At 66.8% G+C, this 15,945-nt stretch carries 11 protein-coding genes; 4 read left to right on the top strand and 7 right to left on the bottom strand.

From position 1 onward, the window contains the following. The first annotated feature begins 247 nt into the window (after positions 1-247). The gene (locus QPK27_RS00975) at positions 248-718 is read left to right on the top strand and encodes a hypothetical protein (protein ID WP_290416329.1); all 471 of its coding nucleotides are present in this window, start codon (positions 248-250) and stop codon (positions 716-718) included. A 2-nt stretch (positions 719-720) separates the two neighbouring features. Here the strand turns inward: QPK27_RS00975 and QPK27_RS00970 are convergent, their stop codons facing one another. Continuing rightward, on the bottom strand, positions 721-1,707 hold the full coding sequence (locus QPK27_RS00970; protein WP_290416328.1) for an FkbM family methyltransferase: 987 nt from the start codon (positions 1,705-1,707) through the stop codon (positions 721-723). Positions 1,708-2,032: 325 nt separating this feature from the next. After that, the gene (locus QPK27_RS00965; protein ID WP_290416327.1) at positions 2,033-3,679 is read right to left on the bottom strand and encodes an alpha-glucosidase; all 1,647 of its coding nucleotides are present in this window, start codon (positions 3,677-3,679) and stop codon (positions 2,033-2,035) included. A gap of 261 nt (positions 3,680-3,940) precedes the next feature. Here QPK27_RS00965 and QPK27_RS00960 point away from each other — a divergent pair, with 261 nt between their 5' ends. From QPK27_RS00960 to QPK27_RS00950, 3 genes are all read left to right on the top strand, one after another. Beyond that, positions 3,941-5,521, top strand: coding sequence for an oligopeptide:H+ symporter (locus tag QPK27_RS00960; RefSeq protein WP_290416326.1), 1,581 nt, complete (start codon positions 3,941-3,943; stop codon positions 5,519-5,521). 4 nt (positions 5,522-5,525) lie between these two features. Beyond that, positions 5,526-8,246 carry an alpha-1,6-glucosidase domain-containing protein gene (locus QPK27_RS00955; RefSeq protein ID WP_290416325.1) on the top strand — a complete coding sequence of 907 codons (2,721 nt, stop codon included), beginning with the start codon at positions 5,526-5,528 and terminating at the stop codon, positions 8,244-8,246. A gap of 70 nt (positions 8,247-8,316) precedes the next feature. Next, positions 8,317-9,210 (top strand): LysR family transcriptional regulator, encoded by an 894-nt coding sequence (locus QPK27_RS00950; RefSeq protein ID WP_290416324.1) that lies wholly within the window; start codon positions 8,317-8,319, stop codon positions 9,208-9,210. A 13-nt stretch (positions 9,211-9,223) separates the two neighbouring features. On the opposite strand, the gene QPK27_RS00945 is transcribed toward QPK27_RS00950, so the two are convergent. From QPK27_RS00945 to paoA, 5 genes are all read right to left on the bottom strand, one after another. Continuing rightward, a complete protein-coding gene (locus tag QPK27_RS00945) occupies positions 9,224-10,429 on the bottom strand; it encodes an MFS transporter (protein ID WP_290416323.1) in 1,206 nt (401 codons plus the stop codon). Between the two features lie 237 nt (positions 10,430-10,666). Further along, positions 10,667-11,716 carry an NAD(P)-dependent alcohol dehydrogenase gene (locus QPK27_RS00940; protein WP_290416322.1) on the bottom strand — a complete coding sequence of 350 codons (1,050 nt, stop codon included), beginning with the start codon at positions 11,714-11,716 and terminating at the stop codon, positions 10,667-10,669. A 205-nt stretch (positions 11,717-11,921) separates the two neighbouring features. After that, complete coding sequence (gene paoC, locus QPK27_RS00935) at positions 11,922-14,120, bottom strand: aldehyde oxidoreductase molybdenum-binding subunit PaoC (protein ID WP_290416321.1); 2,199 nt, start codon at positions 14,118-14,120, stop codon at positions 11,922-11,924. A gap of 2 nt (positions 14,121-14,122) precedes the next feature. Then, a complete protein-coding gene (locus tag QPK27_RS00930) occupies positions 14,123-15,076 on the bottom strand; it encodes a xanthine dehydrogenase family protein subunit M (protein WP_290416320.1) in 954 nt (317 codons plus the stop codon). Beyond that, positions 15,073-15,753 (bottom strand): aldehyde dehydrogenase iron-sulfur subunit PaoA, encoded by a 681-nt coding sequence (gene paoA, locus QPK27_RS00925; RefSeq protein ID WP_290416319.1) that lies wholly within the window; start codon positions 15,751-15,753, stop codon positions 15,073-15,075. The genes QPK27_RS00930 and paoA overlap by 4 nt, the downstream gene beginning before the upstream one ends. Positions 15,754-15,945: the final 192 nt, after the last annotated feature.

Below are 15,945 nucleotides of genomic sequence, written 5' to 3'. Positions count from 1 at the left end.
TCCTACAGGATAGCAGTATTCCAAACAGTAAATTGCCATTCCTTAACAAAAAGCGGCAAAACGTCGCGCAAATGTTGAATTTATTTCCATGTGGAAAATATTTAAACGCTTCGGAAGTGGCAGCACAAACAACACGCCTGCCTGCTTCGATCCTCCGGACGACGCCGGCATGTTATCCTCGCCGACGCCAAGTTGCTGCTCAAACAAGCATGGTTTAGTATGTCCGCCTCACCCTATGAGGCCATCCATGCATCCACGTGCCGCTGCTTTTTCTTCCCTGCGCCTGCTGGCCGCGACGCTGGCGCTGGCCTGCGCGTTCGCCGGCTGCAAGCGCGCCGAGCGCGAAGCGCCCCAGCCCGCACCCGCCGCCCCGGCCGCCGCCGTGCAGCCGGTCCAGTCCAAAGACCAGGCCATGGCCTCGCTGCTGGCCCTGCCCGAGCTGCAGGCATGGTCGAAGCAGATCGAAACGCGCTCGCGCGGCAAGGCGCATGGCGCCGTCATCGAAGACAATCCGGTCCCGCGCGAACTGAACGGCAAGAAGTATTACCAGCTGAGCTTTGTCGAGAACCGCGCCGACGACGTGCAGCGCCGCGAAAGCTTCCTGGTGGCCCAGGACAGCGGCGAGATCCTGGTCGAGGATACCGATAACGATACCCTGCTCAGTCTGCAGGAATGGCGCCGCACCATCGAACGGGTCGACATCAAGAGCGCCAACTGAGGCTAGCCGGCCTGCCGCCCGGCGACCTGGCGCGCGACGATCTGCCGTCCGAATCTGGCGCCGAATGCGGCCAGCCGCCGGGGATCGAAGGCGCCGACGATGTTCGGGTACTTGAAACCGCCCACCACGTGGGAAAACATGACGTGATAAGCATCGTCGGCATCGTGCAGGTTACGGATATCGTCCAGGTCCACCGCATACAGGCAGGGGAAGACACCGCGCAGGAAATCGAAGAAGTCCGGCACCGAAGTGCGCTGCAGGACGTTCAGGCACCAGTGGTTCAACTCCAGCGTCACCGTCGGTTCGAATACCGCCAGCGTCTTGCGCAAACCTTCGATGACATCGCGCTCGAAGCCTTCGACATCGATCTTGATGAAGTCGACCTCATCGATCCCGGCCTGGTCCAGGAAGTCGTCGCCGCAGGCGATCTCGATGGCTTCGACCTGGTGCCCGGCCGAGGCACTGATCCGGTTCGAGACGAAGCCGCCGGAACGGTTATTGGCTGAAAACGTCAGCTCGAAGCGCCCGGCTTCCTTTCCCAATCCGACGTTGTTGAGGGAAACGTTGTGCAGGTCCGCTGCCCGCACGTTCTTCTCGAGCAGGCGATAGGTGGTGGGCGAAGGTTCGAAGCTGACCACGCGCCGGGCGCGGCTGCCGAACAGGATCGACGTGCAGCCGATATTCGCGCCGATGTCGAGCACGGTGTCGGACGGTGCGAGCAGCGTATCGAACAGTTCGACCATGTGCGGCTCGAACGTTCCCCGGATGTGATCCAGGTAATCGTCGTCGGACTCCATGCGATAGTGCTTGCCGCCGATATCCGTGACGACGTAGCGGGCGCCATTGGCGCCGGCATGTCCGTCCGTCTGCCCGTCCGCCTGCCCGTCCGCCGGTCCGTCCGCCTGCGCGTGCGCTTGCCTGTCCTGCGCGCCGTCCGCTTGCCGCTGGGCTTGCGCCTCTACGGGCGGCACTGCGGGCGGCGGCTGCATGCCGCGCCTGATACGCTCCATCAATCTTTTCAAGATCGCTCTCCCGGGATCCGCTGCTGGACTTGCCATCCGGCGCACGGCGCCGCAATGGTGGGGGTGGGGTGTCACGGCCGCGTCATGACGTACGGCTTGCAAAAAGAATAGCACGCGCGATCACGCTGAAATTCGCGCTTTGTCACAGCGGGGAAGGCAGAAAGGATGGTTGTCGCGTCCTTGCATCAAGGGCGACGCCTGCGTGCCGGCCAGGACACGCAGCAGATGCGCGGCCCGCGCGTGCGGGCCATGGATGGGCAAGGCAGCGGTCGATCGCCGCCGGCGCCGCCGCCTATGCGCCCGTCGCCGCCGGCACGGTGCCGAACCAGGCGCCGTAAGGCGGCAGCGTCACGCGGCCGCGTTCCGCACTGCCCTGCAGCCCGGCGACCGCCATCTGCGCCGCGCCATCGGTCGCCGGCCAGTCGAAGCTCACCGGCGCGTCCGACAGGTTGAACGCCGCCAGCACGCTGGCTTCCCCGTCCAGGTCACGGCGCAGCGCCAGCGCCGGTTCCGGCGCGTCGAAGAACGCGATCTCGCCGCGCGTCAGTTGCGGCAGCGAGCGGCGCAGCGCGATGAAGCGGCGCTGGAAGTTCAGCATCGAGTCCGGATCGCGGTCCTGCACGTCGACCGCGGCAGCCGCGTGCGACGGCTCCACCGGCAGCCACGGCGTGCCTCCGGTGAAGCCGGCGTGCGGCGCATCGGCCTCCCACGGCATCGGGGTGCGGCAGCCGTCGCGGCCCTTGAACTCGGGCCAGAAGGCCTTGCCGTAAGGGTCCTGCAGCAGTTCGAACGGCACGTCGGCTTCGTGCAGCGCCAGCTCGTCGCCCTGGTACAGGCACGGCGTGCCCTTGAGCGACAGCTGCATCGCCAGCACCAGCTTGGCCAGCGCCGGGGTCGCGTCCGGACCGCCCCAGCGCGTCATCACGCGGATCGCATCGTGGTTGCCCACCGACCAGGAGGCCCAGCCTTCCTGCACGCGGCGCTCGAAATCCTCGACCTGGGTGCGGATGTGGTGCGCGGTGAAGACCGGGGTCAGGAAGTTGAAGCTGTAGCACATGTGCAGCTTGTTCCCGCCCGCCATGTACTCGGCCATCTGGGCCAGCGCGTCGTCCGAGCTGATCTCGCCGATCGAGACGGCGCCGAATTCGTCGAGCTGGGCGCGCAGGCGCTCCAGGAACGGGATGTTCTCGGGCTGGGTCTTGTCGTAGATGTGGGCCTGCATGCCGTACGGGTTCACGTCGGTCACGGTCGAGGTGTCGCGCACCAGCGCCGGCGGATTGCTGCGCAGCTGGCGGTCGTGGAAGTGGAACACGCAGGCGTCCATGCGCACGCCGTCCACCCCGCGCGCGAGCCAGAAGCGCTGCGCGTCCAGGTGCGCCTGCTGCACCAGCGGATTGTGGAAGTTCAGCTGCGGCTGGCTGACCAGGAAGTTGTGCAGGTAGTACTGCTTGCGGCGCGTGTCCCATTGCCACGCCGAGCCGCCGAACACCGACAGCCAGTTGTTCGGCGGATTGCCGTCCGGGAGCGGGTCGGCCCACACGTACCAGTCCGACTTCGGATTGTCGCGGCTGGCGCGGCTCTCGACGAACCAGGGGTGGGTTTCGGCGGTGTGCGACATCACCTGGTCGATCATGATCTTCAGGCCCAGGCCGTGCGCCTTGGCCACCAGACGATCGAAGTCGGCCAGGGTGCCGAACAGCGGATCGACGTCACAATAGTCGGCGATGTCATAGCCGAAATCGGCCATCGGTGACTTGAAGAACGGCGACAGCCAGACGATGTCCACGCCCAGGCCCGCGATGTAGTCGAGCCGTTCGGTGATGCCGTTCAGGTCGCCGACGCCGTCGCCGTTGCTGTCCTGGTAGCTGCGCGGATACACCTGGTAGATGATGGCGTCGCGCCACCAGTTCGGATTGTCAAGCGTCGAGATCTGGGTCATGGCTGGTCAGGTCGGTTTTAAAATTTTAGGCAATATACATGATGCAATTACTGCTGACAATCGCATGAAATCGGCAAATCCGGAGCACATTTCCTTTGTATTCAGTCGCTTAGCACGACGAAAACGTTTCCAACCGTCGCCTGCCCGTAATTAAACTACGTGTAAATGTATCGCCTTTGTTTCATGGCGATATTTTTATTGCAAAATCGACCGGCCTCGGCATAGCATCGCGTCTGTTTGCCAATTTCAAGGAACCGGCTCATGACCGATCTCGCCAAACCGACCTCCGGCCGCATGCCGCGCCAGATCCCCTACATCATCGCCAACGAGGGCTGCGAGCGCTTCAGCTTCTACGGCATGCGCAACATCCTGACGCCGTTCCTGATCACCACCCTGTTGATGTTCCTGCCGGAAGACATGCGCACCGGCGAAGCCAAGCACGTGTTCCACACGTTTGTCATCGGCGTGTACTTCTTCCCGCTGCTGGGCGGCTGGCTGGCCGACCGCTACTTCGGCAAGTACAACACCGTGTTCTGGCTCAGCCTCGTCTACTGCGCCGGCCACGCCTGCCTGGCCATCTTCGAAGACAACGTCAACGGCTTCTATTTCGGCCTGTTCCTGATCGCGCTCGGCTCGGGGGGCATCAAGCCGCTGGTGGCCTCCTTCGTCGGCGACCAGTTCGACCAGACCAACAAGGACAAGGCGAAGGTCGTGTTCGACGCCTTCTACTGGATCATCAACTTCGGCTCGTTCTTCGCTTCGCTCCTGATGCCATGGCTGCTGCGCGACTTCGGCCCGGCCTGGGCCTTCGGCGTGCCGGGCATCCTGATGTTCATCGCCACCATGGTGTTCTGGAGCGGCAAGAAGAAATACGTGCACGTGCCGCCGGCGCCCGCCAATCCGCACTCGTTCATGCGCGTGGCGCGCACCGCGCTGCTGGCGCGCCGCGATGGCGAAGGCCGCCCGGGCCTGACCGTGGCCGCCATCGGCGCCATCGGTGCGCTGGCGTCGCTGGCGATGATCCCGCAGTGGGGCTTCGTGATCGCGGCCTGCATGGCCCTGGTGCTGGTGATGGCCTTCGGCGGCATCGGCGCTTCGATGCAGCTCGATCGCGCGCGCGGCATTCATCCGGACGATGCGGTGGACGGCGTGCGCGCCGTGCTGCGCATCCTGATCGTGTTCGCGCTGGTGACGCCGTTCTGGTCGCTGTTCGACCAGAAGGCCTCGACCTGGATCGTGCAGGCCAACGCCATGACCACCCAGGTGAGCCTGTTCGGCTGGACCTGGGACGTGATCCCGGCCCAGGTGCAAGCCCTGAACCCGCTGCTGGTGATGCTGCTGATCCCGTTCAACAACTTCGCCCTGTTCCCGATGCTGCGTTCGCTCGGCATCGAACCGACCCCGCTGCGCCGCATGACCGCCGGCATCGTGTTCTCGGCCCTGGCCTGGATCGTGGTCGGCTACCTGCAGATGCAACTGGACGCCGGCGACGCCGTCTCGATCGCCTGGCAGATCGCGCCGTATGCCCTGCTGACGCTGGGCGAGGTGCTGGTCTCGGCCACCGGCCTTGAATTCGCCTACAGCCAGGCCCCGGCCTCGATGAAGGGCGTGATCATGGCGCTGTGGTACCTGGCCGTGACGGTCGGTAACCTGTGGGTGCTGATCGTGAACGCCAGCGTCAAGAACGAATCGGTGGTCACGTACATCGAAGGCACCGGCATGGGCGTGATGGCCGCGCAGATGTACTTCTTCGCCGCCTTCGCGCTGCTGTCGGCGGCGGTCTTCGGCTGGTATGCGACGCGCTACAAGATGGTCGACCACTACCGCGGCACCGCTGCCTGACATCATGAAAAAACTGCACCTTGCCCTGATCGCGGCGTCGCTGTCCTCGTCCGCCTGCGCCGCCGTTCCCATCGAAGCCTGCGACAGCCCGTCGTTCCAGGAAGTCCTCAACGCCTCCGGCGAAACGCTCGACGCGCGCGCCGTCTGGTTCGACAAGCGCCTGCTGCGCTGGCCCGGCGCCGCCCAGGATGGCCTCTACCGCCTGTACCACTCCCCGACCGGCGCCATCGTCGCCAGGCCGGGCAGCAAGGTAGTCGGCGCCGCCGGCGCCGTGACCCTGAACGTCGCCAGCACCGCAGTGCCGGCCGCCGTCGCCACCCGCTTCAAGTACGTCGCCGCCGGCCCGACGCTGGCGGTCAGCGACGCCGACCTGGCGCGCCTGCCGCTGCTGCATCGCGAACAGCTGGTGCTGGTGCGCGAAGGCGCCGACGGCGCCGTCATCGCCGCCACCCGCATCCAGGCCGCCGGCGCGCTGGACGACCTGTACGCCGCCGCCGATGGCATTCCCGACCTGGGCGCCACGCCAACCGCCAGACAGACGACGTTCAAACTGTGGGCGCCGACCGCGCGCCAGGTCGCCGTCTGCACCTACGACAGCGCCACCGGCAAGGCTTCCGGCGTGCAGCCGATGGCGCTCGACGAACGCACCGGCACATGGAGCTTCAGCGCCCCGCGCGACCTCTCCGGCAGTTACTACAAGTACGCGGTGGACGTGATCGTCGACGGCGCCGGCCTGGTGCGCAATATGGTCACCGACCCGTACTCGGTCAGCCTCAACGCCGATTCGAAACGCAGCTACGTGGCCGACCTCGACGCCCCCAACCTCAAGCCGCAGGGCTGGGACGCGACGCGCGCGCCGGACACGGTGAAGGCGCCGACCGACATGTCGATCTACGAGCTGCACGTGCGCGACTTCTCGCTGATCGACCAGACCGTGCCCGAAGCCAAGCGCGGCAAGTATGCGGCCTTCGGCGAGACCAACTCGAACGGCATGAAGCACCTGCGCGCGCTGGCGCAAGCCGGCCTGACCGACATCCACCTGCTGCCGGTGTACGACATCGGCAGCATCCCGGAAGTCGGCTGCGCCGTGCCGCAGCCAAGCGGCGCGCCGGACAGCGAAGCGCAGCAGGCCCTGATCCGCAAGACCGCCCACACCGACTGCTTCAACTGGGGCTACGACCCGCAGCACTTCAATGCGGTCGAAGGCAGCTACGCCAGCGACCCGCAGGACGGCGCGCGCCGCGTCATCGAATTCCGCCAGATGGTGATGGACCTGCACCAGGCCGGCCTGCGCGTCGGCGTCGACGTGGTCTACAACCACACCTTCATCGCCGGCCAGAACGAGAAGTCGATCCTGGACCGTGTGGTGCCGGGCTACTACCACCGCCTGAATGCCATCGGAGCGATCGAGTCGTCGACCTGCTGCTTCAACACGGCCACCGAAAACACCATGATGGCCAAGCTGATGATCGACTCGGCGGTGCTGTGGACGCGCCACTACAAGATCGACTCCTACCGCTTCGACCTGATGGGCCACCAGCCGCGCGCCGCCATGGAGCGCCTGCAACGCGAAGTCGACCGCGCCGCGGGCCGCCACGTGCAGCTGCTGGGCGAAGGCTGGAACTTCGGCGAGGTTGCGGACGGCGCGCGCTTCGTGCAGGCCTCGCAGCTGTCGCTGAACGGCAGCGGCATCGGCACCTTCAGCGACCGCGCGCGCGACGCCGTGCGCGGCGGTTCGCCCGGCGACTCGGGCGAGACCGTGCTGCGCCAGCAAGGCTACATCAACGGCCTGGTGTACGACCCGAACCGCCTCGGCGGCGGGCGCCAGCACAGCGACCTGCTCAAGGCCGCAGACCTGATCCGCGTCGGCCTGGCCGGCTCGGTGCGCGCGTTCCCGATGCAGACCTTCGACGGCCAGACCCGCCGGCTCGAAAGCATCGTCTACGGCGGCAACCAGCCGGCCGGCTACGCTAGAGAACCGGGCGAAGCGGTCAACTACGTCGAGAACCACGACAACCAGACGCTGTACGACATCAATGCGCTCAAGCTCCCGGTGAATACCTCCGCCGCCGAGCGCGCGCGGGTGCAGGTGCTGGGCATGGCGATCAACGCCTTCAGCCAGGGCGTGGCCTACTACCACGCCGGCATCGACGTCCTGCGTTCCAAGTCCCTGGATCGCAACAGCTTCAATTCGGGCGACTGGTTCAACCGCCTCGACTGGACCTACCGGGACAACTTCTTCGGCACCGGCCTGCCGCCCGCCGACGACAACGCCAGGGACTGGCCGCTGTTCAAGCCGCTGCTGGCGAATGCCGCCCTCAAGCCCGCCCCGGCCGACATCGCCTTCGCGCGCGACGCCTTCCGCGACCTGCTGCAGATCCGCGCCGGCACCACGCTGCTGCGCCTGCGCACAAGCGACGACATCGTCAAGCGCCTGCGCTTCTTCAACACCGGCCCCGGCCAGGTGCCGACCGTGCTGGCGGCCTGGATCGACGGCCGCGGCTATCCGGGCGCGCGCTTCGGCGGTTTGACCTACCTGGTGAACGTCGACAAGACGGCGCGCACGGTCAAGGAAGAGACCCTGCGCGGCAAGCGCCTGCGCCTGCATCCGGTGCACGTGGCAAAAGGCGCGGCCGACAAGCGCGCGGCCCAGGCGCGCTTCGACAGCGCCAGCGGCACGTTCACGATTCCGGCGCGTACCGCCGTGGTGTTCGTGGCCGATTGAGTTCGGGCGCGCCAGCGCCATGTCGGACGGACAGGTAGAATCAAGCGTTTTCCCTACCGACTTCCACCGCATGGCGCGCGACAACATCAGTGACATCCTGGTCTTCCTGGCCGTGGCCCGCGAGCGCAGCTTCACGCGCGCTGCGGCCAAGCTGGGGATGACGCAATCGGCGCTCAGCCACATCGTGCGCGCGCTCGAGTCGCGCATGGGCGTGCGTCTGCTCTCCCGCACCACGCGCAGCGTATCGCCCACCGAAGCGGGCGAGCGCCTGCTGCAGAACGTGGCGCCGCGCCTGCAGGAGATCGACGCCGAGATCGCCGCCATCAGCGAATTGGGCGACAAGCCCTCGGGCCTGATCCGCATCACCTCGACCGACCACGTGATCGACAACTTCCTGTGGCCGCGCCTGGCCCCGGTGCTGCCGCAGTATCCCGACATCCAGGTCGAGATCAGCAGCGACTACCGCATGGTCGACATCGCCGCCGAGCGCTACGACATCGGCGTGCGCTGGGGCGACCAGGTGGACAAGGACATGATCGCGGTGCGCCTGACACCCGACGTCAAGACCATGATCGTCGGCTCGCCCGCCTACTTCGCGCACCGTCCGGTGCCGAACTCGGTGCAGGACCTGATCAAGCACAACTGCGTGCAGCTGCGCCTGGCCAGCAAGGGCGGCGTGTATGCCTGGGAACTGCTGCAGGACGGCCGCCCGATCGAGGCCCGGCTGCGCGGCCAGTGCACCTTCAACAGCGTGTACCAGATGCGCAATGCGGCGCTGAGCGGCTCGGGCCTGGCCTATCTCACCGCCGACGTGGTCGGCGACCATGTGCGCGAAGGGCGGCTGGTGAGCGTGATGGAAGACTGGTGCCCGTCCTTCCCCGGCCTGCACGCCTACTACCCGAGCCGGCGCCATTCGTCGCGCGCGCTCGGGCTGGTGATCGACGCGATCCGCTACACGGGCTGATTCAAAAGCTGATTCAAACGCTTGCCTTGCCGGCGGCGCGTCCCGCCAGCACGGCCAGCAGCGCGGCCAGCATCAGCACGACGACGCTGGCGCCGAAGGTCAGCACGTAACCGCTGGCGTCGAACAGCACCCCGCCCACCGTCGCGCCGAGCGCGATCGACAGCTGCACTACGGCCACCATCAAGCCGCCGCCGGCTTCCGCATCCTGCGGCATCGAGCGCGCCAGCCAGGTCCACCAGCCGACCGGCGCCGCGGTGGCGATCAGGCCCCAGCACCCCAGCAGCAGCGTGACGATCGCGCTCGAGTGGCCGAACATCAGCAGCGCCACGCCGATCGCCGCCATCAGGAGCGGCATCACGGTCAACGTGCGGTACAGGCCATCCTTCAGGAAAGCGCCGATCAGCGTGGTGCCGACGAAGCCGGCCACGCCGACCAGCAGCAGCATCAGCGACAGCGTCGATACGTCCACCCGCGTCACCGTCTCGAGGAACGGCCGCAGGTAGGTGAACAGCGCGAACTGCCCCATGAACAGCAGCCCGACCGCCGCCATGCCCAGCGCCACCGCCGGGCGCTTGAGCAGCGCGAACACGCCGGCCCCGCCCTTTGCCCGGGTTGGCGCCATGGCCGGCAGGCTGGCCGCCTTCCAGGCCAGCGCGATGGCGGCGAACGGAATCAGGCAGAAGAAGGCGCCGCGCCAGCCGATCACCGCGCCCAGGAAGCTGCCCAGCGGCGCCGCCACCACCGTCGCCAGCGCGTTGCCGCCGTTGAGGATGGCCAGCGCGCGCGGCACCTGGTCTTCAGGCACCAGGCGCATGGCGATCGCCGCCGACATCGACCAGAAGCCGCCGATGGCCACGCCGATGAAGGCGCGGCCGATCATGAAGACGGGATAGCTGGGGGCGAAGGCGGCGATGGTGCCGGAGACGATCATCAGCAAGGTCAGGCCGAGCAGCAGCAGCTTGCGGTCGAGCTTACCGGCCAGCGTCGAGATGCACAGGCTGGTGATCAGGGCGAACGCGCCCGAGACGGCGATCGCCTGGCCGGCCTGGCCTTCGGTGATGCGCAGGTCGGAAGCGATCGGGGTCAGCAGGCTGACGGGCATGAATTCGGAAGCGACCAGCACGAAGGCGCCGAGGGACATGGCCAGGACGGCGCCCCAGGCGGCGGGTTGGGTCGGAACTGTGGATGCCGTGGCGGGTGATGCGGTTGGTGGAGTCATTATTATTTTGGGAATAGGAAGCCGTGCCGCTCGCGCGGCAAAAAGATAAGAACTGAAGAGTGAAAAACGGGGGGCGTCCAGAACGCCGCTAGCCTAAAAACCGTCATCCCCGCGCAGGCGGGGATCCAAGTTGTGCGCACTGCCACTTCGATCGACCAGAGTGGCTACATGAGCAAACTTGGATCCCCGCCTTCGCGGGGATGACGTGCTGCTGCTAACTGAATGAAGAAGGACGTATTACGCCGCCAGCGTCGCGCTGTCGATCACGAAGCGATACTTCACATCGCCCTTGAGCATGCGCTCATACGCCGCATTGATCTCTTCCATGCGGATCATCTCGATGTCCGCCACGATCCCATGCTCGGCGCAGAAGTCCAGCATCTCCTGGGTCTCGGGAATCCCGCCGATCATCGAGCCGGCGATCTCGCGCCGCTTCATGATCAGGTTGAACACATTCGGCGACGGGTGCGGCGTGGCCGGGGCGCCGACCAGCACCATGGTCCCGTCGCGCTTGAGCAGGTGCAGCAGCGCGTCCAGGTCGTGCGGGGCGGCGACCGTGTTGACGATCAGGTCGAGCGACCTGGCTTGCGCGGCCATCGCGGCAGGATCCTTCGAGACCACCACTTCGTGCGCGCCCAGCGCCTCGGCGTCCTGGCGCTTGTTTTCCGAGGTGGTGAACGCCACCACGTGCGCGCCCATTGCGCGCGCCAGCTTGATGCCCATGTGGCCCAGGCCGCCGATGCCGACAATGCCGACCCGCTTGCCGGGACCGGCGTTCCAGTGGCGCAGCGGCGAATACGTCGTGATGCCGGCGCACAGCAGCGGCGCGACGGCGGCCAATTGCTCTTCCGGGTGCGTCACGCGCAGCACGAAGCGCTCGTGCACCACGATCTGCTCGGAGTAGCCGCCCAGCGTGTGGCCCGGCGCGTCCGGGGTCGGCGAGTTGTAGGTGCCGACCATGTTGTCGCAATAGTTTTCCAGGCCGTCGCCGCAATCGGCGCACTCCTGGCAGCTGTCGACCATGCAGCCGACGCCGACCAGGTCGCCGACCTGGTAGTTCTTGACGTGGGCCCCGACTGCCGCGACGCGGCCGACGATCTCGTGGCCCGGCACGCACGGGTACTGGGTGCCGGCCCATTCGCCGCGCACCTGGTGCAGGTCGGAGTGGCAGACGCCGCAGAAGGCGATGTCGATGCGCACGTCGTGCGCGCCCGGCTCGCGGCGGGTGATGTCGATCGGTTCGAGCGGCTGGTCGCCGGCGTGGGCGCCGTAGGCTTTGACGGTCATGGATTGCTCCTTCGGATAAGTGAGATGATGAGTGAGGCGTTGAATTGACGCGGGCGCTGTCCTGCGATTGCAGGAACAGCGCCCGTATCGAGCTTGCGAACATGGTAACGGCAAACGGGCCCCTGTAACGGCGCCGGATTTGCATGGCCTTATGAGCCGCGATCATGAGTCGGAACTGCATTACAGTTCCAATCGTCATGAACGCTTACGCGACGTCGGGCATCTCCTTGAGCAGCTTATCCAAAGTCACCGGATAGTCGCGCACGCGCACGCCGGTGGCGTTGTAGATCGCGTTCGCCACCGCCGCGCCGACGCCGCAGAGGCCCAGCTCGCCGACACCCTTGGCCTTCATCGGCGACGAGTAGGCATCCGTTTCGTCGATGAAGATCACTTCCTGGTGCGGGATGTCGGCATGCACCGGCACCTCGTAGCCCGCCAGGTCGTGGTTGACGAAGAAGCCGATGCGCTTGTCCACCGCCAGCTCTTCCATGATGGCGCCGCCGACGCCCATGGTCATGGCGCCGATCACCTGGCTGCGCGCGGTCTTCGGGTTCAGGATGCGGCCCGCCGCGCACACCGCCAGCATGCGGCGGATGCGGATCTCGGCGGTGTCGACGTCGACCCCGACTTCGACGAAGTGGGCGCCGAAGGTCGACTGCTGCCACTTCTTGTCGAGGTCACCGAACTCGATCTTGTCTTCGGCGGTGATGGCGCCACCGGACGCGACCTGCTTGAGATCGACGGCTTTCCCGCCCACGTTCACGCTGCCGCCCGTGAACTCGGCCTTGGCCGCATCCAGGCCGGCCTTCTGCGCGATCTGCTCGCGCAGCTTGACGCAGGCCGCGTACACGCCGGCGGTCGAGCTGTTGGCACCCCACTGGCCGCCCGAACCGGCCGACACCGGATAGTCCGAGTCGCCCAGCAGCACTTTGACGCGCTCGACCGGCAGGCCGAGCATCTCGGCCGCGGTCTGGGCGATGATGGTGTAGCTGCCGGTGCCGATGTCGGTCATGTCGGTTTCGACGGTCACCGAGCCATCGGTTTCCAGGCGCACGCGCGCCGCCGAGGTCATCACGATATTGTTGCGGAAGGCCGAGGCCACGCCCATGCCGACCAGCCAGCGGCCGTCGCGCACCGAGGCGGGTTTTGCCTTGCGCTCCTTCCAGCCGAACTTGTCGGCGCCGGTGCGCAGGCAATTCACGTAGCGGCGCGCCGAGAACTTGCGGCCCGGCTTTTCCGGGTCGACCGTGGTGTCGTTGATGACGCGGAAGGTGACCGGGTCCATCTTGAGCTTCTCGGCCATCTCGTCGATCGCCACTTCCAGCGCCATCATGCCCGGCGCTTCGCCCGGCGCGCGCATCGCGTTCGCTTCCGGCAGGTCGAGCTTGGCCAGCTTCAGCTGGGTCAGGCGATCGGCGCCGCGGTACAGCAAACGGGTTTGCTGGGTCGCCGGTTCCGGCGCGCCATCCGGCAGGTCGCCCGACCAGCTTTCGTGCGAGATCGCGGTGATGCGCCCTTCGCGGTTGGCGCCCAGGCGGATGCGCTGGATGGTGGCCGGACGGTGGGTGGTGTTGTTCATGATCAGGGCGCGCTGCAGCGCCACTTTCACCGGACGCTGGGCCGCACGCGCGCCCAGCGCCGCCAGCAGCGCTTCGGAACGCAGGAACAGCTTGCCGCCGAAGCCGCCGCCGATGTACGGCGAGACCAGGCGCACCTTGTCGGCCGGGATGCCGAGCGTCTTGGCCAGGTCCTTCTTGCCCCAGGCGATCATCTGGTTCGAGGTCCACACCGTGACCTTGTCGCCGTCCCAGCTGGCGATCGAGGCATGCGGTTCCATCATCGCGTGGCTCTGGTCCGGGGTGGTGTAGGTCAGGTCGATCTTGACCGGCGCGGCGGCGAAGCCCTTCTCGAAGTCGCCCGCCTTCGAGACCGGATCGTGCTTCTCGGGGATGGTCGCGGCATCCTTGGCCTTGGCCAGGTCGTAGGCGCCCTGCTCTTTCGCATACTCGACCTTCACCAGCGAGGCGGCGGCGCGCGCCTGCTCGAAGGTCTCGGCCACCACCAGCGCGATCGCCTGGTGGTAGTGCTGGATCTCGGGGCCGCCCAGCAGTTTGGCGGTGTTGAAGTTGCCCTTGGCCAGGGTGCCGGCATTCTCGGCGTTGACGACGGCGATCACGCCCGGCGCGCGGCGCGCGGCAGTGATGTCCATCGACACGATGCGGCCCTTGGCGATGGCCGAGCCGACTACATAGCCGTAGGCGGCGTTCGGCGCCGCCTTGTGCTGTTCATAGGCGTAGGGCGCGAGCCCGGTGGTCTTGAGCGCGCCGTCGATGCGGTCGAGCGGTTTGCCGACCACCTGCATGCGGTCGATCGGATTATTGGTCGCGGGTTTGGTGAATTTCATGGTCAGCCTTTCTTGGCATCGGTCAGCACGGCATTCAACGTGCGCTGGACCAGGACGACTTTATACGCATTGTGCTCGTCGGTGCGGGCATCGGCCAGCAGCTGGCCAGCCGCCGCCTTGGCGCCTTGCGGCAGGGCCGCGTCGGCCGCCGCTACGCGCCATGGCTTGTGCGCCACGCCGCCCAGGGCCACGCGGCCGCTGCCGTCCGGCTGCACCACCGCCGCCACCGAAATCAGGGCGAAGGCGTAGGACGCGCGGTCGCGCACCTTGCGGTAATAGTGCTTGCCGCCGAGCGGCTTGGGCAGCGTCACCGCGGTGATCAGCTCACCCGGGGCCAGGCTGGTCTCGATGTGCGGGGTGTTGCCCGGCAGGCGATAGAAGTCGTTGATCGGGATGGTGCGGCGTGCGCCGCTCGCGTTCACGGTTTCGACGTTGGCGTCCAGCAGCTGCATCGCCACCGCCATGTCGCTCGGGTGGGTCGCGATGCAGGCCTGGCTGTGGCCGACGATGGCGTGGCCGCGGGTGAAGCCGCCGATCGCCGAGCAGCCGCTGCCGGGCACGCGCTTGTTGCAGGCCTGGTTGGTGTCGTAGAAGTACGGGCAGCGGGTGCGCTGCAGCAGGTTGCCGGCGGTGGTCGCCTTGTTGCGCAGCTGGGCCGAAGCGCCGGCCAGCAGCGCGCGCGACAGCACCGCGTAATCCTTGCGCACACGGGCGTCGGCCGCCAGGTCGGCATTGAGCACCAGCGCGCCGATGCGCAGGCCGCCTTCATTCGTCGCTTCGATCTTGTCCAGGCCCAGGCCATTCACGTCGACCAGGTGCGGCGGGGTTTCGATCTCGAGCTTCATCAGGTCGAGCAGGTTGGTGCCGCCGGCGATGAAGCGCGCGCCCGGCGCGCGCATCACGGCCGCTGCGGCTTCCTGCGGGGTCTTGGCGCGTTCGTAGGTGAAGGCCTTCATGCTGCACCGCCCTTCATACCAGCCACTTCGGCGATGGCGTCGACGATGTTCGAATAGGCGCCACATCGGCATATATTGCCGCTCATGCGCTCGCGGATCTCGTCGATGCTGAGCAGCGGCCTGGCGTTCAGGTCGCCGGTGACGTGGCTCGGGACGCCCTTGCGGATTTCGTCCAGCACCGACACGGCCGAACAGATCTGGCCGGGGGTACAGTAGCCGCACTGGTAGCCATCGTGCTTGACGAAGGCGGCCTGCATCGGGTGCAGCTTGTCCGGGGTGCCGAGACCTTCCACGGTGGTGATCTGGGCGCCGTCGTGCATGATCGCCAGCGACAGGCAGGAATTGATGCGGCGGCCGTCGACGATGACGGTGCAGGCGCCGCACTGGCCCTGGTCGCAGCCCTTCTTGGAGCCGGTCAGGTGCAGGTGCTCGCGCAGCATGTCCAGGAGCGAGGTGCGGGTGTCGAGTTCCATCTCGTGGCGCTGGCCGTTGACGCTCAGCGCCACCTTGGCCCTGACCGGCGCCGGCGTGGTGGCGGGGGCGGCGGGCGCGCCGCCCGGCTGGGCCGAGGCGACCGTCGGCACGGCGGCGGCCGTGGCCGACAGCGCGCCGGTGATCAGGACGTTGCGCCTGGTGTGGTTGATGTCCTGGGTGTCGTCCATCTTGGGGGCATCCATGTGTCGCTTCCTTTCAGCTCATGGTCAGCAGGCCACGAACGACGGACGCAGTCCGCCATCCCTCGACCCGACGGGTAAAGAAGCGATGTTAAGTGAAGATCAACTGCCCACTCATGCGTGGATTCGCATGGGCTTATGATGCCAATTCATCAATCAAGCCAATTGATGACGGAAGATGGAAGGACCGGCCCC

The organism is Massilia sp. YIM B02443, assembly GCF_030411955.1.
In the GTDB taxonomy this organism is placed as follows: domain Bacteria; phylum Pseudomonadota; class Gammaproteobacteria; order Burkholderiales; family Burkholderiaceae_D; genus Telluria.
Note: the sequence above shows the minus strand (reverse complement) of the source record. Positions and strands in the feature narration are given on the sequence as shown.

Coding starts and splice junctions, on each gene's coding strand:
- paoA (WP_290416319.1), bottom strand. CDS start 15,753: ATGGATGCCCCCAAGATGGACGACACCCAGGACATCAACCACACCAGG.
- QPK27_RS00960 (WP_290416326.1), top strand. CDS start 3,941: ATGACCGATCTCGCCAAACCGACCTCCGGCCGCATGCCGCGCCAGATC.
- QPK27_RS00945 (WP_290416323.1), bottom strand. CDS start 10,429: ATGACTCCACCAACCGCATCACCCGCCACGGCATCCACAGTTCCGACC.
- QPK27_RS00965 (WP_290416327.1), bottom strand. CDS start 3,679: ATGACCCAGATCTCGACGCTTGACAATCCGAACTGGTGGCGCGACGCC.
- QPK27_RS00940 (WP_290416322.1), bottom strand. CDS start 11,716: ATGACCGTCAAAGCCTACGGCGCCCACGCCGGCGACCAGCCGCTCGAA.
- QPK27_RS00930 (WP_290416320.1), bottom strand. CDS start 15,076: ATGAAGGCCTTCACCTACGAACGCGCCAAGACCCCGCAGGAAGCCGCA.
- QPK27_RS00950 (WP_290416324.1), top strand. CDS start 8,317: ATGGCGCGCGACAACATCAGTGACATCCTGGTCTTCCTGGCCGTGGCC.
- QPK27_RS00955 (WP_290416325.1), top strand. CDS start 5,526: ATGAAAAAACTGCACCTTGCCCTGATCGCGGCGTCGCTGTCCTCGTCC.
- QPK27_RS00970 (WP_290416328.1), bottom strand. CDS start 1,707: ATGCAGCCGCCGCCCGCAGTGCCGCCCGTAGAGGCGCAAGCCCAGCGG.
- QPK27_RS00975 (WP_290416329.1), top strand. CDS start 248: ATGCATCCACGTGCCGCTGCTTTTTCTTCCCTGCGCCTGCTGGCCGCG.
- paoC (WP_290416321.1), bottom strand. CDS start 14,120: ATGAAATTCACCAAACCCGCGACCAATAATCCGATCGACCGCATGCAG.